Source organism: Streptomyces sioyaensis (assembly GCF_004122735.1).
GTDB classification, from domain to species: Bacteria; Actinomycetota; Actinomycetes; order Streptomycetales; family Streptomycetaceae; genus Streptomyces; species Streptomyces sioyaensis.
Genome location: NZ_SDIF01000017.1, coordinates 78,833 through 99,459, shown reverse-complemented (window position 1 = coordinate 99,459; position 20,627 = coordinate 78,833). Strand labels below are relative to the sequence as shown.

The following is a 20,627-nucleotide window of genomic DNA, read 5'->3' as shown; positions in this document are numbered from 1 at the left end:
CGGCACCCCCTCGGGGGATGGTGAGCGGCGCGTCCGGGCACGGGGCGCGCCGCTCAGCCATGTGCGCCGGCTCGGCCGGCGCGCTTTTGTCTTTCTCCATCGCTCCACCGGCGCCCAGGCATCGCCCCCTCGCCGCCCCCCTTCCCCTCTCTTCCGAAGCGCCGGTGCCGCGGTCCCTCCCGCCCGCACCCGGGCATTGGTCCATTCCACTGACGCCCCGCAGGCCCCGGCACGGGCTCGGGAAGACTCCTCGTGAGATGCCCCGACATGCGACATCCCGATTCGGCAGGGTGATTGACGGACCGTCGGCACAGATATAGCTCTGGGTCGACAGGGGGCTCTAGTCTCGGGTCCCGCCCGTGCGGCCGTTTGCGCACCCACCGTCACACCGCCCCGGCTCGGGCCGGCTCGAGGAGGTTGCTTTGCGAGGATCCGCTCCGGAAGACGAGAAGAGATTCCACCGCCCCGCCCTGCGCAGATCCGTCACCGCCGTCGCGGCGGCGGTCCTGCTGCTGCCGCTCTCGGGAACGCCGTCCGCCACTGCCGGGCAGCCCCGGACGGACGGGCTCCAGCAGGCGTTCACGGATGCCGCCGCCCGCTTCCATGTGCCGCGCAGTGTGCTGCTCGGCGTCTCCTACCTGGAGTCCCGCTGGGACGGCCACGGCGGCGCGCCCAGCGTCTCCGGGGGCTACGGCCCGATGCATCTGACCGACGCCCGCACGGCCCTGGCCCGGACGCCGGAGTTCAGCACGGGCGACCAGGATGCCCGCGGCGACGACGCCCGGCCGCGCACGAGGCCGGCCGCCCCGGCGAAGCGGGCAGCGCTGCCCGCCGAACTCCCCGCCCGGCTGCGTACCTTGGCGACGGCCGCCGAGCTGACCGGGCTGCCGGCCGGGAAGCTGCGGACCGACCCCGCGGCGAACGTGCTCGGCGGGGCGGCGCTGCTCGCCGCGGAGCAGCACAGGCTGGGGCGGTCCGCGTCCGGTGACCCGGCCCGGTGGTACACCGCCGTGGCGCGCTACGGCGGCCAGGACGATGCCCGCGCCGGCCGGGCCTTCGCGGACGAGGTGTACGAGGTGATGCGCCGCGGCCAGTCGCGCACCACCGACGCGGGGCAGCGGGTCACGCTGGCCGCGTCGCCGCGGCTGGCCCCCGATGCCGCGCAGCAGAAACGACTCGGCACACCGTCCGACCGGGGCGCCGCCCGCAAGCTGGAGTGCCCGTGGACCGTCGCCTGCGAGTCGGTGCCGGCGCCGTACGAGGAGTTCGGCGACGGTGACTACGGCAACCACGACAAGGCGGACCGCCCCGAGGACCAGCGGGTGCGCGCCATCGTCATCCATGACACCGAGGGGTCGTGGGAGACCACGCTGAAGTTGATCAAAGACCCCACCTATGTGTCCTGGAACTACACGATCCGCTCCTCGGACGGGCTGATCGCCCAGCATGTGCCGACCAAGGACGTCGCCTGGCACGCGGGCAACTGGTACATCAACTCGCACTCCGTCGGCATCGAGCACGAGGGCTTCCTCGCCGCACCGGACGCCTGGTACACGGAGGCGATGTACCGCGCGTCGGCCCGTCTGGTGAAGTATCTGAGCCGCAAGTACGACGTACCGCTCGACCGTCAGCACATCCTGGGCCACGACAACGTGCCCGGCACGACCCCGGCCACGATCCCGGGCATGCACACCGACCCCGGGCCGTACTGGGACTGGGCGCACTACTTCACCCTGCTGGGCAAGCCGTTCCGGGCCACCGCGGGCGCGCGGGGCGGGCTGGTCACCATCCGCCCCGACTACGACCGGAACCAGCCCGTGTACACCGGCTGCGCGAAGCCCGGAGACGCCTGTGCGCCGCACGGCTCCACGGCGGTCCGGCTGTACACCGCGCCGAGCGAGAGCGCGCCCCTGGTCAGGGACATCGGGCTGCATCCGGACGGCAGTGACTCGACGACCGGGGTGAACGACACCGGTGCCCGCGCCACGACGGGCCAGCAGTTCGCGGTGGCGGACCGGGACGGCGACTGGACGGCGATCTGGTACCTCGGGCAGCGGGCGTGGTTCCGCAATCCGCACGGCCACCGGGTGGCGGTGAACGCCAAGGGGCTGATCGCGACGCCGAAGGAGGGCCGCTCGGAGATCCCGGTCTACGGCCGCGCGTACCCGGAGAAGGAGGCCTATCCGGCCGGGGTGCCGTACCAGTCGGTCTCCCCGCTGCCGTACAAGCTCGCCGCCGGCCAGGAGTACGCCGTCGGGGGCCGGGTCAGGGGCGACTACTTCTACGCCCCGACCTTCGACGTGTCCAAGCACGCGATCGTGCGCGGCGAGGACGTCTACTACGAGATCCAGCTCGGGCACCGGGTCGGCTATGTGCGGGCGGCCGATGTCGAGGTGCGGCGCTCGGGGTCCTAGGCCGGTACGCCCGGGGCGGCGACGACCGGGCACCGGTCGGGTGAAACGCCTCGCGCCCGGTGGACGGATTCCGTCCACCGGGCGCGATCGTGTCCGCTCCGTTGCTGCGCCGGGAGGTCAGCCCTGCTGGAAGAGCTCCGCCGGCAGCGGCTTGAGCAGGGCGTAGAGGTCGTCGGTGATCGGCCGGTCCCAGCTGGCGATGGTGACCAGCACACCGTCGCTGCGGTCGAACTGGGCGCAGGAGATCCGGCTCTCGGAGCACTTGATGCGCTTGACGATCAGCAGGTTGTCCTCGTGCATCACGGGGGTGTCCTCGCTCTCGACGACCGTCACCGGCTCGTCGTTGCCGAGCGCCGCCAGCAGCTGGGCCACCTCGAAGGGCACCTGGTCGTCCGCCAGCTCGCGGGCCGGGGAGCCCTCCGGCAGATTGCCGATGATCATCGCGGGGCCGCGGCCGCCGAACAGGTCGTAGCGGAGGAAGACGCCCTGGCAGGTGCCGTCGGGCGCGGGCAGCAGCCCGGCTCCGAGATTGCCCGGCCAGTCCCCGGGGTCCATGGCGAGGACGTCGAAGTCAGGCCCGGCGGGCGTGGCTGCGCTGCGGCGGCGGAGGAAGGACATGCCGCCATCGTACGTGGCCCGGGCGGGCACGCCGCGCCGACGTCGGGGGTGGGCGACGCCCCGTGTACGGCGCCGCCGGCCGGCGTACAGCCGCTGGTCAGGCCTGGTCGGCCAGTGCGCGGAGCCGACGCAGTGCCTCGTCGGCCGCGGCATACGGCACAAAGAGGTGATCGTGGTGGAAACCGGCGACGACATTGCAGCTGAAACCGGCCTGGGCGAGTGCGGTGGCGACGGCGGCGGTGAGCCCGACGGCGTCCAGTGCGGAGTGCACCCGCAGGGTGATCCAGGCAGCGACATAGTCGTAGGTCAGGCCCGCCCGATCGGCCTCTTCCTGGTGGACGACGAGGGTGCGGCCCTCGGGCTCGGTGACGGTGACCACCGGCGTCAGCCCCTCGGGGACCGCGCCGGGCACGGTGGTGAAGACATAGCGGCCTGCGTTGAGCTCGGGACGCATTCCGCTCAGCAGGGCCCTCAGATCACGTTCGCCGGTCATGCCGACCACCCTACGGGGCGGCGCGGGGCCTGCGGCGTCTCGGGGTGGCGGGCGCGTGGGAGAGAGGAGAGGACGGTGAAGCTGGATGCAGCGGATAGGCCGCACTCCGCTCCCGAGCCGATTACGGCTTCGGATAGGCGATTTCCCAGTGGTGGTAGGTGGTGCGGCGTTGTTCTTCTTCAGAGGCCAGTCCAGTGCGTGCCGGACCACAAACGGCGGTGACCGTCAATGTCTTGTCGTCCGGTGAGAGGGAGGAGTAGAACTGCGCGGTGGCCAGCTTTTTGTCCGCTGCGCACGACGGCGGGACGGGCAGCGGGGTGTGGCCCAGGATTCGGTGGGAAGCGGTGTCCCAGAATGTCAGGCGGAAATCCTGTGCGGCGGCAGCGATCCGGCCGTCGTCAGCGAGGGGCTGTACCGGACTTCGCCGACGGCTGATGGTCTTGTCGGCGATGACACGGCCCAGTTCGGGCTTGGGGTTTTCGGGGCCCGGGACGGGCGGGTGGGGCAGCGGGTCGGTCGCGCGGTAGTTCAGCAGAAAGACGTGGCTGAAGGTGCCGTACAGGATGCGACCGTGACCGATGCGCGCTCTGCCGGTGGTGGGCGGGTAAGCCCGCCGATACAGTCGCAGAGTGGAGGAATTCCACACGTTGACGCAACCCTGAGTTGCCGAGATGAGATCGCCTTTGACAAAGGCGAGGTCATCCGGGGAGTCACAGGGATTGCTGAAGTCCAGCCAGCGCGGGGGTCGGTGGTCCCGCAGACTGTAAACGCCGATCAAATCAGTCTGCACGGCGACGTGGCTACCGGTGGTATCGACGGCGAGCATCCTCGGAGGCAGAGCGCTGTAATAGCGGGACGCCACCTGCAATCGCTGTCTGATGACCGGAGCCTTGGGGTTGCGGGTGTCTGCCACGGCGAGCTGCATATCGGTGTCGGCAGCGGCAAGCCAGCGGCCGGTGGAGTCGAAGGACAGAACTTCCACGGGCCGGGTGAGTACGGCAATCCGCCGTAATCCCGTACGGCCCGTCTCGACATAGACCCCGCCGGATCTGGTGCCGTAGGCCAGCGAGTGGAGGCCCGCGGCCACCCGTGTGACGGGCTGTCCCGCTACGACCGTGCGGAGCGGCGCGGGATGGGGAGCGATGACGTGCGTAGAGCTATTTCCCGGATCTCCCGTACCGCCGGGGCTCGTGCCGGGTTCCGCGGGGAAGGCCACCAGGGCGACGAGGATGCCGACCGTCGCCGCCAGTGCCAGCACGGCAATGATTGCCGGCCTGCTCAGCGCCTGCTTGCGGACCTGCGGCCCGGGACCGGGGGCCGATGTGGAACGCAATGGGCGGTTCACGATGTCCGGCCCTGCGGACGGCCCGAGGCGCCTTCCACGTGCCCCGCTGCGTGCCAGTCGCCGTTGGCGTGCGGATCCAGCGTCCAGGACTCAATTCCCTTGGGGCGTGCCGCGGTAGCGAAGGGTTTGCCGTCGTTGTCCACCACGAGAGTTCGCTTGTGACCGTCCTCCACCACATCGACAGCGAGTTTCCACCTCGATGCGCCGTGCGTGATGTCGGCCGTCACCAGAAAGGTTTCCAACTCCCCTGCCGCGACGGTGAAGTCCAGCGGATGATGCTTTCCCTTCTTTTGATAGACGCCGACCGGCTGCGGTTCGTCGAGATTCAGGTCCACGGCGTACACCTGGGCTTCGCCCTGTGTCGGACACGTGGCCTCGACCATGTGGGAAACAGGGCTCCGGGAGAGCACCTCGGCCCGCATTCCGGTGATCAGTGCCGCATTGGACCCGCTGTTGGTCACGGTGAGTTGGAGCATGGTGCTTCCGTCGTCCACCGCGCCCCGTTTGCGTGCCCAGTCCCAGAATCCGGCGCACCCTTTGTCAGGTCTCGTGCGATCGAATCGGTCGGCGGGAATGAGCTGTACGAGATTCCTTTCGGCGTCGATGCGCAAGGGGTCGGTCTCCACGGTGGTGGAGACCGACGCCGGCGCCGACCACAGATGGACCCCGCCGGTGAAGGCAGCGGTCGTGGCTGCCGCGCAAGCCGTCGTGACCACCGTGGATGCGGCCAGCCCCGGCACCGTGCCCAGCCACCGCCGAAAGCGCCGGCCCAGGGTGGGTCGGGGGGACGATTCCTCATCGTCCCGAGGCGCTGTGATGGTGTTCGTGGCAGCCCCGTCAGCCCCGGCGGTCCCGCCCACATCCGGTGACGGTTCCTCATGGTCAGCTGCTGCTGCGGGAGATACTGCAGCCGCGTTGCCTAATTCACCTGCGCCGTCGGCATCATTCAACTGACGTGATTCCGGATCGCGCCCCTCGTCATCCGGCCCCGCGGCCGCTGACGCTCCTGCAGTCATTGCCGTCCTCCCCCGCTGCACACGTGTCAGAAGATGCAGGCTCCATGGTCCCAGTCCTGGGCCCGTGGCGGTACGGAAACGCGTCACCAGTAAGAACGTGGTGAGCCGTGCACGGATTCCCGGTTTCGCTGTGACATTCCTCCGCCACCAGTTGCCTTCTCGTCACCGCTCTCACCTGGGCATACTCCACGTCTGCCGCGCCCCCGACCAGCAAAAGGGCGAGGACTTCCGAAAAGGCTGATGGTGGAGATGAGGAGCTGATGGTGGAGATGACGTGCGAGACGGTCCGTGCGGGAGCCGCAGGTACCTGGGTGCTCGGAGACCGCACGGTCAACCGGATCGGTTTCGGCGCCATGCGCCTGACCGGCAGCGCCGCCTTCCACCAGGGCACCCCGCGGGACCGCGGCCAGTCGATCGATGTCCTGCGCCGGGCGGTCGACCTCGGCGTCAATCACCTCGATACCGCGGCGTTCTACTTCTCCCGGCTGCGCTCCGCCAACGAGCTGATCAACTCGGCGCTGGCCCCGTACCCGGACGACCTGGTCATCGCCACCAAGGTCGGCCCCGCACGGGACGCGTCCGGCGAGTGGACCTCCCGGGCGCGGCCCAACCAGCTGCGCGGACAGGTCGAGGAGAACCTGCGCCAGCTCGGCCGCGACCACCTCGACGTGGTCAACCTGCGTGTCATGGGCCAGGATTCGATCAGCGAGGACTTCGGGGCGCTCGCCGAGCTGCGTGCGGCCGGACTCATCCGCCACCTCGGCATCTCCCAGGCCCGCCCCGCCCACCTGGCCCAAGCCCAGGCGATCGCCCCCGTGGTCTGCGTACAGAACCGCTACGGCGTCGACGCGCGGGCCGGCGGAGAGATGCTCCGGGCATGCGCCGCACACGGCATCGCGTTCGTGCCCTTCTTCTCCATTGCCGGTGAGGGGCGCGAGGCAGGCGCCGTCCGCGCCGAGCACGCCCAGGTCCGCACCGTCGCCCGTGCGCACGGGGTGTCGCCGTCGCAGGTACGCCTGGCCTGGACGCTGCGGCAGGGCACGCACGTCCTGGCCATCCCGGGAACGGGCAACCCGGACCACCTGATCGACAACCTGGCGGCAGGCGCCCTCGATCTGGCGGAGGAAGAGGTCGCACTTCTCGATTCGATCGACTGCGCTGCGCCCTGATGCGGGCTGCCAGCGGTCCCGCTTGAGCAGGGCTGCCAGCGGTCCCGCTTGCGCAGGGGCACGCTTCACGACAGCGCCAGGCCAGGTCAGACCGGGTCTGACCAGGGTCAGGTCACGCCGGATCAGGTCAGATCGAATGCACCCTCGCGGGCGTCGACGACGAAGGCGCGCCACTCGGCGGGGGTGAAGATCAGTGCCGGGATCTCCGGACTGCGGCGGTTGCGCATCGCGATATAGCCCTCGACGAAGGCGATCTGTACGTCGCCCACGCCCTGGGTGCTCGACTGCCACTCGGCCTGCGCAAGGTCGAGGTCGGGCCTGGGCCCGCCCGCGAGCCGCTGCTCGGTGATGCTGTCGGCCACGATTCCCGCTCCTCCCGGTTCGTCGTCCGCGGTCAGCCTAGCCAGTGCGTCCGGGGACGGACAGGGGACGTGGCGCGGCGGTGGGGTGGTGGTCCGGGGAGGGGCGCACCGGTCCGGTGCGCGCCTGCCCGGGGGTGTCAGGTGGCCGGTGCCTCGGCGCCGACCAGCCACATCGCGAAGAACTGGGAGCCGCCCCCGTAGGCATGGCCCAACGCCCGCCGGGCGCCGTCGACTTGGTGGGCGCCGGCCCGGCCGCGTACCTGGAGGGCGGCTTCCGCGAAGCGGAGCATCCCGGAGGCGCCGATCGGGTTGGTGGACAGCACCCCGCCGGAGGGGTTGACCGGGAGATCGCCGTCGAGTTCGGTGACGCCGGACTCGGTGAGTTTCCAGCCCTCGCCCTCCTCGGCGAAGCCCAGGTTCTCCAGCCACATCGGCTCGTACCAGCTGAAGGGGACGTACATCTCCACGGCGTCGAGCTGCCGGCGCGGGTCGGTGATGCCGGCCTGCCGGTAGACGTCGGCGGCGCAGTCCTTGCCGGCCTGGGGCGAGACGAAGTCCTTGCCGGCGAAGAGGGTGGGTTCGCTGCGCATCGCCCCGCCGTGCACCCAGGCCGCCGGGTGCGGTGCCCGGGCGGCGCCGGCCCGGTCGGTGAGGATCATGGCGCAGGCGCCGTCGGAGGACGGGCAGGTCTCGGAGTAGCGGATCGGGTCCCAGAGCATCGGCGAGGCCTGGACCTTCTCCAGGGTGATGTCCTCCTCGTGGAGGTGGGCGTAGGGGTTCTTGAGGGCGTTGCGGCGGTCCTTGTAGGCGACGAGGGAGCCGATGGTGTCCGGGGCGCCGGTGCGTCGCATGTACGCGCGGACGTGCGGGGCGAAGAAGCCGCCGGCGCCGGCCAGCAGGGGCTGCTGGAAGGGGATCGGAAGGGACAGTCCCCACATGGCGTTGGACTCGGACTGCTTCTCGAAGGCGAGGGTGAGGACGGTGCGGTGGACCCGGGCCGCGACGAGGTTGGCGGCGACCAGGGCGGTGGAGCCGCCGACCGAGCCGGCGGTGTGCACCCGCAGCATCGGTTTGCCGACGGCGCCCAGGGCGTCGGCCAGGTACAGCTCGGGCATCATGACGCCCTCGAAGAAGTCGGGGGCCTTGCCGATCACCACGGCGTCGATGTCCGCCCAGGTCAACTCGGCGTCGTCCAGGGCGCGTCGGGCCGCTTCCCGGACGAGTCCGGCGAGGGAGACGTCGCGCCGGGCGGCGACATGTGCGGTCTGGCCGATGCCGGTGACGGCCACGGGCTCCTTGCTCATCACTCACCCTCCAGGACGGCGACCAGATTCTGCTGCAGGCACGGCCCCGAGGTGGCGTGCGCGAGGGCGCGGTCGGATGCGCCCCGGTGGATACGGGCGGCGGCCTCGCCGATCCGGATCAGGCCGGTGGCCATGACGGGGTTGGCGGCCAGCGCGCCGCCCGAGGGGTTGATGCGGACCGTGCCGTCCGCCGCGTCGAGGCCCAGGGCGCGGCGCAGCACGACTTCCTGGGAGGTGAACGGGGCGTGCAACTCGGCAGTGTCGACGGGGAGTTCGAAGGCGCCGGCGCGCTCGGCGGCGAGCCGGGTGGACGGGGAGTCGGTGAGGTCGCGCACCCCCAGGCTGTGTGCCTCGATGCGGTGGTCGAGGCCGCGGATCCAGGCGGGGCGGGCGGTCAGCCGGCGGGCGGTGTCGCCGGCGGCGAGGACGACGGCGGCGGCGCCGTCGCCGATGGGCGGGCAGTCGCCGGTCCGCAGCGGGGCGACGAGGGGCTCTCCGGCGGGTACGGCGCCGCGCAGCTGGGCGTGGGGGTTGGACTCGGCGGCCGTACGACTGCGGGCGGCGATACCGGCCAGCGCCCGCTCGTCGGTCAGCCCGGCGTCGATCAGCGCCTGGGCCTGGAGGGCGGCGAGCGCGACGGAGTCGGGCCACAGCGGGGCGACGTAATAGGGGTCGAGCTGGCGGGTGAGGACCTCGCGGAGATCGCCGGGCGAGGACTTGCCGTACGCGTAGACCAGCGCGGTGTCCGCCTCGCCGGTGAGGATCTTCACCCAGGCCTCGTACAGCGCCCAGGCGCCGTCCATCTCGACATGGGATTCCGAGACCGGCGGCCAGGCGCCGACGCCGTCCAGGGCCATGGTGAAGGAGAAGGCGCGGCCGGCGAGGTAGTCGCAGGAGCCGGAGCAGGTGAAGTCGATGTCCCGGGCCGCCAGGCCGGTCTGTGCCAGGACGTCGTGGAGCACCGGCATCAGCATCTCGACCTCGGAGGTCTCCGCGCTGTCGCGGACGTGCACGCTCTGCCCGAAGGCGACGACGGCGACCTCGCGCATCAGATCAGCTCCTTGTAGCTGTCGTAGTCGGCATCGGGTTCGCCGGTGGGGCGGTAGTGGTCGGGGAAGCGGCCGCCCTCGGTCCATACGGGCTCCACCCGCAGGCCCATGCGGACCTGGTCGTACGGGATGCCACCGATGCGGGCGTGCAGGGCCAGGTCGGCGCCGTCCAGGGCGATGTGGGCGTAGACGTAGGGGACCTCGATGTCCAGGTTCTTGGCCTTGATGTTGACGATGCAGAAGGTGGTGACGGTGCCGCGGGGGCCGACCTCGACCTGGGTGCCGGTGGCGACGCCGCAGGTGGGGCAGGCGCCGCGGGGCGGGACGTAGACCTTGTGGCAGGAGGGGCAGCGTTCGCCGACGGTCCGGTGGCCGGCGAGCGCCTGGAGGTAGCGGGACTGGGCGCGGCCGGGCGCGTAGGTGTAGTCGAGCCGGGCGGGGGCGGTGAGGGTGGTGACGGGGTCCGCGAACTCCCCGCGGTGCCCGGCCGGCCGGCCGTCGCCGGCGGGGCCGTCGTCCGGTTCGAAGCAGGCGATGTCGGTGATCGCGCCGGTGCGTTCGGCGGCCCAGCGGACGCGCACCCGCATCCCGGTGCGTACGGCGTCGGGGCCGGCGGCGTCCAGGGCGTGCAGGAGTGCGGTGTCGGCGCCGTCGAGCCGGACCAGGACCCAGGCGAAGGGGGTGGCCAGCGGCTGGCCGCGGCGCGGGGAGGGGTTCCAGGCCCAGGTGGTGACGGTGCCGCTGCTGCCGACCTCGACCAGCTCACGCATCTCCTCGGCGGTCACCGGGTCGTATTCGGTCGGCGGGACCACCACCCGCCCGTCGCTCGCCCGCACGCCGAGGACGGTGCGCTCGCGCAGTCCGGTGAGGAAGGCGCTCAGGACGGGGCCGAGCGAGCGGGTGAAGGGGAATTCCACGACGAGGGGCGCCGTGAGGACCTCTGACATGCGGGACTCCTTGGGTCAGGCGCGCCGGAAGACGGGTGGGCACTTCTCCGCGAAGGCCCGGGAGCCCTCCTTGGCGTCGGCGGTGTCGAACAGCGGCCAGCCGCGGGCGAGTTCGGCCTTGAGCCCGTCGGCCTCGGTCATCTCGGCGGTCTCGTAGACGGATGCCTTCACTGCCTCGACGGCCAGCGGACCGCAGCCGTTGATGAGTTCGGCGATCTCCAGGGCCTTGTCCAGCGCGGTCCCGTCGGGCACCACCTGGCCGATCAGGCCGATGCGGGCGGCCTCGTGGGCGGGGTAGGGCCGGCCGGTGAGCAGCATCTCCAGGGCGTGGGTGCGGGGGATCTGGCGGGCGAGGCGGACGGTGGAGCCGCCGATCGGGAACAGCCCGCGCCGGACCTCGAAGAGCCCGAAGGTGGCGCTCTCGCCGGCGACGCGGATGTCGGTGCCCTGGAGGATCTCCGTGCCGCCGGCGACGCAGTGGCCCTCGACGGCGGCGATCACGGGTTTGCGGGGGCGGTGGTGGCGCAGCATCGCCTTCCAGTGCAGATCGGGGTCGGCGCGCAGCCGGTCGCGGTAGTGCTCACCGGCCATGCCGTCGCCCGCCAGGGCCTTGAGGTCCATTCCGGCGCAGAAGGTGCCGCCGGCGCCGGTGAGGACGACGGAGCGGATCCCGTCGTCCTCGTCGGCGGCGACCCAGCCGTCGTACAGGCCCACCAGCATCGGCAGCGAGAGGGCGTTCTTCGCCTCCGGCCGGTTGAGGGTGAGCACCAGGGTCGCGCCGGTGCGCGCCACGGTCAGATGTTCCGTCCCGCCCATGTGTCCTCCCGTCTCACGACGCAGAACAGGGTGCAGGAGCCGCACGGCGACTTCAAGGCTTTTCTGACAGACAGTCAGATTTCTTGGCCGCGGACCTTCCCAGCTCCTCCGGGCGGCGCTCTAATGACCGCCAAGCCGACGCCCGCCCGGTCTGGAGGAGACGTGGAGTTCAACCTTGCCGACCTCTTCGAGTCGATCGTCGACACGGTGCCGGACCGCGAGGCGCTGGTGTACGTCGACCATCCGGGCTCCGGTGCCGAACGGCGGCTGACCTACGCCGAACTGGACCGCGCCGCCAACCGGCTCGCGCACCACCTCGCCGACCACGGCATCGGACCCGGTCAGCACGTCGGACTGCACCTCTACAACGGCGTCGGCTACCTCCAGGCCCTCTACGCCTGCCTGAAGATCCGCGCCGTCCCGGTCAACGTCAACTACCGCTACGTGGAAGAGGAGTTGGTCTACCTCTACCGGGACGCCGACCTGACGGCGCTGGTCTTCGATGCGGAGTTCACCGCGCGGGTGGCCGCCGCCCTTCCGCGGGCGCCCCGGCTGCGGCATCTGGTCCGGGTCGGCACCCCGCCCGAGGGCGCCGCGCAACCGTCCATCGCCCCCGTCGCGCTGGCGGACGCCGAGGCCGCCGCCTCCCCCGCGCGCGGCTTCGGGCCGCGCTCCGCCGACGACCGGCTGGTCATCTACACCGGCGGCACCACCGGCATGCCCAAGGGCGTGATGTGGCGCCACGAGGACCTGTTCTTCTCCGGGATGGGCGGCGGGGCGCCGACCGGTGAGCCGGTGCGGCGGCCGCAGGAACTGGCCGAGCGGGTCGCGGCCGGCGGCGAGGGCATCATCTTCTTCCCCACGCCCCCGCTGATGCACGGCACCTCGACCCTCACCGCGTTCATCGCCTTCCACTTCGGCCAGAAGGTCGTCCTGCACCGCAAGTACGTGCCCGAGGAGGTGCTGCGGACCATCGAGCGGGAGCGGGTCACCAGCGTCTCCCTGGTCGGCGACGCCATGCTGCGCCCGCTGGTCGATGCGCTCGCCGGACCGTTAGCGGGCACCGACTGCTCCTCGCTGTTCAGCGTCAGCAGCTCCGGGGCAATCCTCTCGGAGACCGTCCGCGCCCAGTTCAGCGCGCTGGTCCCGGGCGCCTTGCTGCTCAACAACTTCGGCTCCTCCGAATCCGGCTTCAACGGCACCGCCACCGCCGACTCCGGCCCCGACAAGGGCTTCCGGCTGCAGGTCAACTCCCGTACGGCGGTGGTGGATCCGGCGACCAACGAGCCGGTTCCGGTCGGCGAGGTGGGCCGGCTCGCCCAGCGCGGGCACGTACCGCTGGGCTACTACAACGACCCGAAGAAGACCGCCGAGACCTTCTTCGAGGCGCACGGTGAGCGCTGGGTGCTGCTCGGCGACATGGCCACCGTCGACGAGGCGGGCATCGTCACCGTGCTCGGCCGTGGCTCGCAGTGCATCAACTCGGGCGGGGAGAAGATCTATCCGGAGGAGGTCGAGCAGGCTCTGAAGGCCCACCCGGACGTCTACGACGCGCTGGTGGCGGGCGTGCCGGACGAGCGGTGGGGCAATCGGGTCGCGGCCGTGGTCCAACTGCGGCCGGGAGCCGCGCCGTTGGACCTCGCCGGGATACAGCTCCACTGCCGGGCCCGGCTGGCGGGCTACAAGATTCCGCGCGCCGTCGTCTTCACCGACCACATCCGGCGCTCGCCCAGCGGCAAGGCGGACTACCGCTGGGCGAAGGCGGTGGCGGCGGGCGAACGGACGGCCTGAGCCGGGCCGGTCCACCCGCCGCCGGGATCGAGGGCTGCCGCGGGGCTCAGGCTGCGGCGCAGACCGACGGCAGCGAACGGGCCAGCGCCACCGTGTGCAGCCCGTCCAGCTGCCGCTCCGCGCGGACCCGGGCGGCGGCGGTGGTCAGCAGCGGGGTGCAGGAGGGTGCCGAGCGGGCGTGCGGGGAGGCGGCGATGGCCCGCACCAGCTCGCCGTTGACGCGGTTGATCTCCTTGCGCACCTCTTGGAGGTCGGGCCGCTCGGTCGGCGCCTGCGCCGGGTCCGCGTCCCACTGGCGGTACAGCCCGCGCTGTACGACCTTGTTGGCCTCGATCTGGTCCTTGAAGATCCGCGTCGTCGCCTCGGGATCGGCGCCCAGCTGCCGGGCCTGCTCCGCCACGGACTTCAGCACCTCCTGCTCACGGGCCGGGTCGTCGATCGGGCTGCCGGTACCCCATTTCGCCGCGGCCACCAGATCGGCGGTGGCCAGCCGCTCCGCCGAGAACGTGGCGAGCGACCGGAGCTGGCTGTACGGGGAGTGCGCGGCGGCAGCGGGCGCGGTCGCCGGGGCCGGCGGGGCGGTTGCCGGGGCCTTCGCGGCGGTTGCCGATGCCGGCGGGGCGGCCGGGGCCGCGACGGCCGCCCCGGCTCCGGCGAACAGGACGGTCACGGCGGCGCCGGCTGCCAGGGCGCTCCGTATCGAGGGGGTCAGCTGCACGATGAGCCTTTCTCGCGATCCCCGGGACTCCGGGCCTCCGGGGGAAGTCCCGGTCAGCGTACGACCGCGACTCCGGCAAGACCGGGCAATCGTCGCGCCGAGGGGCATTTCCGTGCGGCGCGGCCGGTACGGGTCGGCGCGGCCGGTACGTGTACGCGCGGGCCCGGCGTCCGCCTGACAGAGCCGGGCGGAACGGTGCGGGCTCTCCCTGGCGGAGTGGTGCGCACCGTCCCTGCCGCTACGCCCCCGCCCCTCCCTGAGACTGCGGCGCGAGGAACGAGTTGACCGCGGCGAGGAATTCCCCGGGGCGCTCCTCGTGGACGAGATGCCCGGCGCCCTCCACCGTCACCAGACGGGCATCGGGCAGCCGCTCGACCAGCTCGGCGAGGTGCCCCCGCGGGACCTGGCCGGTCTCCCCGCCGGCGATGACCAGGGTCGGCGCCGTGACCCTAGCCACCGCCTCCCACCATCCGGGATCGGGCGCATTGCGCTCCGCCGCCACCGCGATCCTGGCTTGCCAGTCGAACGGCTCCGGGCCCCCCGGCTGCGCGGGCACCTCCTGGGGCGGGTCGGCGGGCAGCGGCGGGACGGCCTCCTCCAGGACCAGCCGGTCCACCAGCTCGGGCCGGTCCGCGGCCACCAGCAGGGCGGCCATCGCGCCCAGCGAGTGCCCGATGAGGATCACCCGCTCCAGCCCGAGCGCCCGCAGAAACCCGATGGCGTCGTCCCGCCACCGCGCGAAGCCGTACTCCCCCGGCCAGTCGCTGTGGCCGTGGCCGCGCTGATCGAGGGCGAACACACGATGGGTACCGGCGAGCCGGCCGACCACGCCACGCCAGTCCTCGCCGTCCTCCCCGAGGCAGTGCAGCAGCACGGCGGGCGGGGCGTCCTCCTCGCCCCACACCCGATATGCCAGCTGGACCGCACCGACCTGCACCTTCCGGACGTCACTCATGCGCGGGACGCTACCCGTGCACCGACCACGCCACGCCCCTTGACGCGTTCGCCGCGCGCTGATTACTTGGATCAGCACGCGGCTACCGAATGATCGGTAGGGATACGAGGCGGTGAACTCCATGCCGGCAGCGGCTGAGGGCAGTGAGACGTTCGACGAGGCGGAACGGCTCTCCCAGGACGCGTTGCGCGAGCGGCAACTGACCCGCCTGCGCGCCTCGTTGCAGCATGCCTATGACCACGTCCCCTTCTACCGGGAGTCCTTCGAACGGGCCGGGCTGCATCCGCGGGACTGCCACTCGCTCGGCGACCTCGCCCGCTTCCCCTTCACCGTCAAGGATGATCTGCGCTCCCAGTACCCCTTCGGGATGTTCGCCGTCCCCAGGGCGGAGGTACGCCGTATCCATGCCTCCAGCGGCACCACCGGCCGCCCCACCGTCGTCGGCTACACCGAAGGCGACCTCTCCCGCTGGGCGGACGTCGTCGCCCGCTCCCTGCACGCGGCCGGCGGACGGCCGGGGCACACCGTCCACATCGCCTACGGATACGGCCTGTTCACCGGCGGTCTGGGCGCCCACTACGGCGCGGAGCGGCTCGGCTGCACGGTCGTACCGGCGTCCGGCGGGATGACCAGCCGGCAGGTGCAGATCATCCAGGACTTCCGACCCGAGATCATCATGGTCACCCCGTCGTACATGCTCACCCTGCTGGACGAGTTCGAGCGGCAGGGCATCGACCCTCGTACGACCTCGCTCAGGGTGGGCGTCTTCGGCGCCGAGCCGTGGACCCAGGAGATGCGCCGCGAGATCGAGGAGCGGTTCGCGATCGACGCCGTGGACATATACGGCCTGTCGGAGGTCATGGGGCCCGGCGTCGCCCAGGAGTGCGTGGAGACCAAGGACGGGCTGCACATCTGGGAGGACCACTTCTACCCGGAGGTGGTCGACCCGCTCACCGGCGAGGTGCTGCCGGACGGGGCGCACGGCGAGCTGGTGTTCACCTCGCTCACCAAGGAAGCGATGCCGGTCATCCGCTATCGCACCCGTGATCTGACGCGGCTGCTGCCCGGCACCGCGCGCCCCGCCTTCCGCCGGATGGAGAAGGTCACCGGACGGTGCGACGACATGATCATTCTGCGCGGGGTCAATCTCTTCCCCGCGCAGGTGGAGGAGGTCGTGCTGCGGACACCGGGCGTCGCCCCGCACTTCCAGCTGAAGCTGACCCGCGAGGGCCGGCTGGATCAGCTGACCGTGCGCGCCGAGGCCCGGCCGGACGCCACCCTCCAGGAGCGCACGACCGCCGCCGGACTGATCGCCCGAGCCGTCAAGGACGGAATCGGCGTCTCGGTCGCCGTGGAGATCGTCGATCCGGAGACCCTGGAGCGCTCGGTCGGCAAGATCAAGCGCATCGTGGACGCCCGGCCGCGCGACAGGGGCTAGGGGGTGTCGTCCTGGGCAGTGTCCGTGAAGTCCCGCCTGCCGCGCGGCGCCCGGCCCGCGGCGCTCAGGTCGTCGTCGGATCGCCCTTGAGCAGGGCGAACGGGGCGCCTGCCGGGTCCTTGAGCATGGCCAGTCGGCCGACGCCCGGGGCATCGGTGGGCGGGATCATGGCCGCGGCGCCGTGGTCGGTGGCCGTGGCGAAGGTGGCGTCGCAGTCGGTCACCGCGAAGTAGGGGTGCCACTCCGAGGTCGAACCGGCCTGCAGATTCTCCTGCTGGAGCTGCATGATGCCGCCGTGCCCGGTGTCGTCGGTCTTGCCACCGCCCGGTGCGGAGACGACGGAGTAGACCGCGCCGCCGCCCATGGGCATGTCCTGGGACTGCCAGGAGAAGACCGGGCGGTAGAAGTCCTTCGCCGCCGCCGCGTCGGTGGTGTACAGCTCCGTCCAGCACAGCGTGTTCGGTGCCATGACCGTGTCGAGGCCCTGGACGTCACCGGGCTGCCATACGGCGAAGTCAGCGCCCGTCGGGTCGGTGAAGGCCGCCAGCCGGCCCGCGGTGAAGACGTCCATCGGCGCCATCCGCACCGAGCCGCCGGCCTGCTCGACCGCCTTGGCCGTGGCGTCCGCGTCGGGGGTCTGGAAGTAGACGTTCCAGGCGGAGGAGGCGCCCTCCTCCGTCAGCGGGCCGACGGCGCCGACGGTCTTCCCGCCGAGCTGGAAGAAGCCGTATCCGCCGGCATCCGGGCCGGCGGACCGGAAGGTCCAGCCGAACACGGCGGAGTAGAAGGAGACGGCGGCGTCGACATCGGGGGCCCCGAGGTCGAGCCAGTTCGGTGTGCCCGGGACGTAGTTGGTGGTCAGCATGGGTGGTCCTCCGATGCGCGGATGGTGACGTTCATGGCTGTTTCCCGACGTTTCTCAGGATGGCAGGGGGCACTGACAATCGCCCTTCACGCCCGCCGCGCCGGGCTCGGGTCAGCGCGCGCCGGCCCGGCTCAGGGGGCGCCGAACCGGGAGCGCAGCTCGCGCTTGAGGACCTTGCCGCTGGCGTTGCGCGGCAGCGCGTCCACGAACATCACCCGTTTGGGTGCCTTGAACGGCGCGAGGCGAGCGCGGGCCGCCTCGATCAGCTCCTGTTCCCCCACCACGCCGGCGTCGCCGTCCGCGCCCCCGGCGCCGTCCGCGCCGTGCGGCCGCCGTACCACCACCGCGGTCACCGCCTCGATCCAGCGCTCGTCCGGCAGTCCGATCACCGCGACCTCGGCCACCTGCGGATGCTCGTAGAGCACGTCCTCCACCTGGCGCGAGGCGACCAGGACGCCACCGGAGTTGATGACGTCCTTGACCCGGTCGACCACCGTGAAATAGCCCTCCGGGTCGCGGACGGCGAGGTCCCCGGAGTGGAACCAGCCGTCCCGGAACGCCTCCGCGGTCTCCTCCGGCTTGTCCCAGTAGCCGGTGCACAGTTGCGGGGACCGGTAGACGACCTCGCCCCGGGTGCCGTCCGGCACCTCCCGGCCCGCCTCGTCGACCACCCGCGCTTCGACGAACAGCACGGGGCGCCCGCAGGAATCCATCCGGCCCTCGTGTTCGTCCGGGCCGAGGACGGTGGCCAGCGGGCCGATCTCGCTCTGCCCGAAGCAGTTGTAGAAGGCGAGTTGGGGCAGCCGGGCGCGCAGCCGCTCCAGTACGGGGACCGGCATGATCGAGGCACCGTAGTAGGCCTTGCGCAGTCCGCTCAGCTCACGGGTGGTGAAGCCGGGGTGGTTCGCCAGCGCGATCCACACGGTCGGCGGCGCGAACAGGCTGTCGGCCAGGCCCGCTTCCACCAGGTCGAAGATCCGCTCCGGATCGGGGCCGTCCAGGATGGTGTTCTCCGCTCCGACGGCCAGATACGGCAGCAGGAACACATGCATCTGCGCGGAGTGGTAAAGCGGTAGCGAGTGCAGCGGCCGGTCCGTCTCCTTCAGGTCGAGGGCGACGACGGCGCTGGTGTACTCGTGCACCAGCGCCCGGTGCGTCATCATCGCGCCCTTGGGCAGGGCGGTGGTCCCCGAGGTGTAGAGGAGCTGGACGAGGGCGTCGTCGGGCACCTCGGCCGCCGGCAGCGGGCCGGCGTCCTCGGCCACCCCGTCGGCGAGCCGCTCCAGCAGCCCGTCGGGGCTCCCGTACAGCGGCATGCGGCGTACGGAGTCCGGGAGCCGGTCCGCCAGTGCGGGATCGGTGAGCACCAGCGCGCTGCCCGACTGGTCCAGGAGGTAGCGCAGATCCTCGCCCGTCAGGCCGTGGTTGACCGGCACGTGTACCAGGCCGGCGCGGGCACAGGCCAGAAAGCCGATCAGATACGCATCGGAGTTGTGCCCGTAGGACGCGACCCGGTCGCCGGGCTCCAGGCCGTCCGCCAGCAGCACCCGGGCCGCGGCGGTCACCGCGTCGTCGAACTCCCGGTACGTCCAGGCCCGCGCCCCGTAACGCACCGCGGTCCGCCCGGGCACCCGACGGGCGCTGCGCCGCAGGACTCCGTCGACCGTATTGCTCCGCGCTCGCATCATGGCGCGATCCTCGACCGCGTCCCATCCGGGGTCAAGGCACCCGGCCGCCCGGAGCCGCCGTCAGACGGCGCGCTCGCGTCCCTCCCAATACGGATCACGCAGCCGGCGCTTGTACAGCTTGCCGTTGGGGTCACGGGGCATGACGGTGATGAAGTCGACGGACTTGGGACGCTTGTAGCCGGCGAGCTGTCGCGCGCAGTGGGCCAGGATGTCGGCGGCCAGCCCGGGGTCCGGTCGGTGGCCCTCGGCGGGTTCGATGACGGCCTTGACCTCCTCGCCCCAGTCGTCGTGCGGGATGCCGAAGGCCGCCGCGTCGGCGACCGCGGGGTGGCTGAGCAGGGCGGATTCGATCTCGGCGGGGTAGATGTTCACGCCGCCCGAGATGATCATGTCGATCTTGCGGTCGCGGAGGAAGAGGAAGCCGTCCTCGTCGAGCCGGCCGAGGTCGCCGACGGTGAAGAAGTCCCCGATCCGGTTCTTCTGCGTCTTGTCCTCGTCCTTGTGGTAACGGAAGCCGCCGGTGCTCATCTTCATGTAGACGGTGCCGAGTTCGCCCGCGGGCAGCCGGTTGCCGTCGTCGTCGAAGATGGCCAGCTCGCTGATCGGCCAGGCCTTGCCGACCGTTCCGGGCTTCTTGAGCCAGTCCTCGGCGGTCGCGAAGGCGCCCCCGCCCTCGCTCGCCGCGTAGTACTCCTCGACGCAGCCGCCCCACCAGTCGATCATGGCGCGTTTGACGTGGTCGGGGCAGGGCGCGGCGCCGTGCAGGGCATGCCGCATGGCGCTCACGTCGTACGCCGCCCGGGTCTCGGCGGGCAGCGCGAGCAGCCGGTGGAACTGGGTGGGGACCATGTGGGTGTGGGTGCAGCGGTGCGCGTCCATCAGGGCGAGCATCCCCTGCGGCGTCCACTTGTCCATCACGACGATGCGGTGGCCGATGTGCAGGGAGGCACCGGCGAATTGCAGGACGGCGGTGTGGTAGAGCGGCGAGCAGACCAGATGGACGTTGTCGCCGAACGGCTCGATGCCGAAGATCGCCAGGAAGCCGCCGAGGTAGGTCTCCTCGGGCGGGATGCCGGGCAGCGGGCGGCGGATGCCGCGGGGGCGTCCGGTGGTGCCCGAGGTGTAGTTCATCACCCAGCCCAGGGTGCGGTCGGCGGGCGCGGACTCCGGCTGCCCGTCGACGAGTTGGGCGTACGGGCGGAAGCCGTCGATGGCGCCGACGGCATAGCGCTGTCCGGCCGGCAGGTCCGCCTCGTCGGCGGCCTGCCGCGCCGCCGCCGCGAACCGCTCGTGCGCCACCAGCACCTTCGCCCCCGAGTCGGCGACGATCCAGGCGATCTCCGGGCCGACCAGATGGTGGTTGACCGGGACGAGGTAGAACCCGGCCTGGGACGCGGCGAGGTAGGCGGTGAGGAACTCCACGCCGTTGGGGAGGACCACGGCGAAGGCGTCGCCGCGCTCCAGGCCCGCGGCGCGCAGCCCGTGCACCAGTTGGTTGCTCGCGGCGTGCAGCCGGCCCGCGGTCCATTCCTCGCCGTCCGGGGCGATCAGGACCGGGCGGTCCGGGTCGGCGGTGGCCTGCGCCCAGAAGCCGTTGGGCGGTGGGGAGCCTGGGGTCATTCCGCTGTCCTCCTCGGGT

18 protein-coding genes are annotated in these 20,627 nt (G+C 71.7%); 4 read left to right on the top strand and 14 right to left on the bottom strand.

Annotated elements, in window-relative coordinates; translation table 11 throughout:
* Positions 1-422 precede the first annotated feature (422 nt).
* Positions 423-2,414 (top strand): N-acetylmuramoyl-L-alanine amidase, encoded by a 1,992-nt coding sequence (locus tag EST54_RS09120; protein ID WP_129246863.1) that lies wholly within the window; start codon positions 423-425, stop codon positions 2,412-2,414.
* A gap of 117 nt (positions 2,415-2,531) precedes the next feature.
* Here EST54_RS09120 and EST54_RS09115 read toward each other — a convergent pair whose 3' ends face one another.
* From EST54_RS09115 to EST54_RS09100, 4 genes are all read right to left on the bottom strand, one after another.
* Positions 2,532-3,032, bottom strand: coding sequence for a hypothetical protein (locus EST54_RS09115; protein ID WP_129246861.1), 501 nt, complete (start codon positions 3,030-3,032; stop codon positions 2,532-2,534).
* Positions 3,033-3,129: 97 nt separating this feature from the next.
* On the bottom strand, positions 3,130-3,525 hold the full coding sequence (locus EST54_RS09110) for an ACT domain-containing protein (protein WP_129246859.1): 396 nt from the start codon (positions 3,523-3,525) through the stop codon (positions 3,130-3,132).
* 121 nt (positions 3,526-3,646) lie between these two features.
* A complete protein-coding gene (locus EST54_RS09105; protein ID WP_129246857.1) occupies positions 3,647-4,870 on the bottom strand; it encodes a hypothetical protein in 1,224 nt (407 codons plus the stop codon).
* A complete protein-coding gene (locus EST54_RS09100) occupies positions 4,867-5,886 on the bottom strand; it encodes a hypothetical protein (protein ID WP_129246855.1) in 1,020 nt (339 codons plus the stop codon). Before EST54_RS09100 ends, EST54_RS09105 begins: the two co-directional genes overlap by 4 nt.
* Positions 5,887-6,155: 269 nt before the next feature.
* Between EST54_RS09100 and EST54_RS09095 the strand changes: the two genes are divergently transcribed.
* Entirely contained in the window at positions 6,156-7,055 is a 900-nt protein-coding gene (locus EST54_RS09095; RefSeq protein ID WP_129246879.1) for an oxidoreductase, read from the top strand.
* A 122-nt stretch (positions 7,056-7,177) separates the two neighbouring features.
* Here the strand turns inward: EST54_RS09095 and EST54_RS09090 are convergent, their stop codons facing one another.
* The 5 genes from EST54_RS09090 to EST54_RS09070 form a co-directional block, all read right to left on the bottom strand.
* On the bottom strand, positions 7,178-7,417 hold the full coding sequence (locus EST54_RS09090) for a DUF397 domain-containing protein (RefSeq protein WP_006607192.1): 240 nt from the start codon (positions 7,415-7,417) through the stop codon (positions 7,178-7,180).
* Between the two features lie 137 nt (positions 7,418-7,554).
* On the bottom strand, positions 7,555-8,721 hold the full coding sequence (locus EST54_RS09085; protein WP_129246853.1) for a thiolase domain-containing protein: 1,167 nt from the start codon (positions 8,719-8,721) through the stop codon (positions 7,555-7,557).
* Positions 8,721-9,770, bottom strand: a complete 1,050-nt coding sequence (locus EST54_RS09080; protein WP_129246850.1) for a thiolase domain-containing protein — start codon at positions 9,768-9,770, stop codon at positions 8,721-8,723. Before EST54_RS09080 ends, EST54_RS09085 begins: the two co-directional genes overlap by 1 nt.
* Positions 9,770-10,717, bottom strand: coding sequence for a Zn-ribbon domain-containing OB-fold protein (locus EST54_RS09075; RefSeq protein WP_129246848.1), 948 nt, complete (start codon positions 10,715-10,717; stop codon positions 9,770-9,772). The genes EST54_RS09080 and EST54_RS09075 overlap by 1 nt, the downstream gene beginning before the upstream one ends.
* A gap of 15 nt (positions 10,718-10,732) precedes the next feature.
* The gene (locus EST54_RS09070; protein ID WP_129246846.1) at positions 10,733-11,533 is read right to left on the bottom strand and encodes a crotonase/enoyl-CoA hydratase family protein; all 801 of its coding nucleotides are present in this window, start codon (positions 11,531-11,533) and stop codon (positions 10,733-10,735) included.
* A 162-nt stretch (positions 11,534-11,695) separates the two neighbouring features.
* On the opposite strand from EST54_RS09070, the gene EST54_RS09065 reads away from it, so the two are divergent.
* Positions 11,696-13,324, top strand: a complete 1,629-nt coding sequence (locus tag EST54_RS09065) for an acyl-CoA synthetase (protein WP_129246844.1) — start codon at positions 11,696-11,698, stop codon at positions 13,322-13,324.
* A gap of 46 nt (positions 13,325-13,370) precedes the next feature.
* Here EST54_RS09065 and EST54_RS09060 read toward each other — a convergent pair whose 3' ends face one another.
* Together EST54_RS09060 and EST54_RS09055 are read right to left on the bottom strand one after the other, a co-directional pair.
* Entirely contained in the window at positions 13,371-14,042 is a 672-nt protein-coding gene (locus EST54_RS09060) for a chorismate mutase (protein ID WP_129246842.1), read from the bottom strand.
* Positions 14,043-14,280: 238 nt separating this feature from the next.
* Entirely contained in the window at positions 14,281-14,997 is a 717-nt protein-coding gene (locus EST54_RS09055; RefSeq protein ID WP_129246840.1) for an alpha/beta fold hydrolase, read from the bottom strand.
* 121 nt (positions 14,998-15,118) lie between these two features.
* On the opposite strand from EST54_RS09055, the gene paaK reads away from it, so the two are divergent.
* On the top strand, positions 15,119-16,435 hold the full coding sequence (gene paaK, locus EST54_RS09050) for a phenylacetate--CoA ligase PaaK (protein ID WP_129246838.1): 1,317 nt from the start codon (positions 15,119-15,121) through the stop codon (positions 16,433-16,435).
* 64 nt (positions 16,436-16,499) lie between these two features.
* Here the strand turns inward: paaK and EST54_RS09045 are convergent, their stop codons facing one another.
* From EST54_RS09045 to EST54_RS09035, 3 genes are all read right to left on the bottom strand, one after another.
* Complete coding sequence (locus EST54_RS09045; RefSeq protein WP_129246836.1) at positions 16,500-17,300, bottom strand: VOC family protein; 801 nt, start codon at positions 17,298-17,300, stop codon at positions 16,500-16,502.
* Between the two features lie 131 nt (positions 17,301-17,431).
* Positions 17,432-18,988 carry an acyl-CoA synthetase gene (locus EST54_RS09040; protein ID WP_129246833.1) on the bottom strand — a complete coding sequence of 519 codons (1,557 nt, stop codon included), beginning with the start codon at positions 18,986-18,988 and terminating at the stop codon, positions 17,432-17,434.
* Between the two features lie 60 nt (positions 18,989-19,048).
* Positions 19,049-20,608: an acyl-CoA synthetase gene (locus tag EST54_RS09035; RefSeq protein ID WP_129246831.1), complete on the bottom strand. Its 1,560-nt coding sequence runs from the start codon at positions 20,606-20,608 to the stop codon at positions 19,049-19,051.
* Positions 20,609-20,627 lie beyond the last annotated feature (19 nt).

What these genes read in the sequence shown, in the direction of transcription:
- EST54_RS09115 (WP_129246861.1), bottom strand. Translation starts at nt 3,032, where the DNA reads ATGTCCTTCCTCCGCCGCCGCAGCGCAGCCACGCCCGCCGGGCCTGAC.
- EST54_RS09110 (WP_129246859.1), bottom strand. Translation starts at nt 3,525, where the DNA reads ATGACCGGCGAACGTGATCTGAGGGCCCTGCTGAGCGGAATGCGTCCC.
- EST54_RS09100 (WP_129246855.1), bottom strand. Translation starts at nt 5,886, where the DNA reads ATGACTGCAGGAGCGTCAGCGGCCGCGGGGCCGGATGACGAGGGGCGC.
- EST54_RS09095 (WP_129246879.1), top strand. Translation starts at nt 6,156, where the DNA reads ATGACGTGCGAGACGGTCCGTGCGGGAGCCGCAGGTACCTGGGTGCTC.
- EST54_RS09085 (WP_129246853.1), bottom strand. Translation starts at nt 8,721, where the DNA reads ATGAGCAAGGAGCCCGTGGCCGTCACCGGCATCGGCCAGACCGCACAT.
- EST54_RS09080 (WP_129246850.1), bottom strand. Translation starts at nt 9,770, where the DNA reads ATGCGCGAGGTCGCCGTCGTCGCCTTCGGGCAGAGCGTGCACGTCCGC.
- EST54_RS09075 (WP_129246848.1), bottom strand. Translation starts at nt 10,717, where the DNA reads ATGTCAGAGGTCCTCACGGCGCCCCTCGTCGTGGAATTCCCCTTCACC.
- EST54_RS09070 (WP_129246846.1), bottom strand. Translation starts at nt 11,533, where the DNA reads ATGGGCGGGACGGAACATCTGACCGTGGCGCGCACCGGCGCGACCCTG.
- EST54_RS09055 (WP_129246840.1), bottom strand. Translation starts at nt 14,997, where the DNA reads ATGAGTGACGTCCGGAAGGTGCAGGTCGGTGCGGTCCAGCTGGCATAT.
- paaK (WP_129246838.1), top strand. Translation starts at nt 15,119, where the DNA reads ATGCCGGCAGCGGCTGAGGGCAGTGAGACGTTCGACGAGGCGGAACGG.
- EST54_RS09045 (WP_129246836.1), bottom strand. Translation starts at nt 17,300, where the DNA reads ATGCTGACCACCAACTACGTCCCGGGCACACCGAACTGGCTCGACCTC.
- EST54_RS09040 (WP_129246833.1), bottom strand. Translation starts at nt 18,988, where the DNA reads ATGATGCGAGCGCGGAGCAATACGGTCGACGGAGTCCTGCGGCGCAGC.
- EST54_RS09035 (WP_129246831.1), bottom strand. Translation starts at nt 20,608, where the DNA reads ATGACCCCAGGCTCCCCACCGCCCAACGGCTTCTGGGCGCAGGCCACC.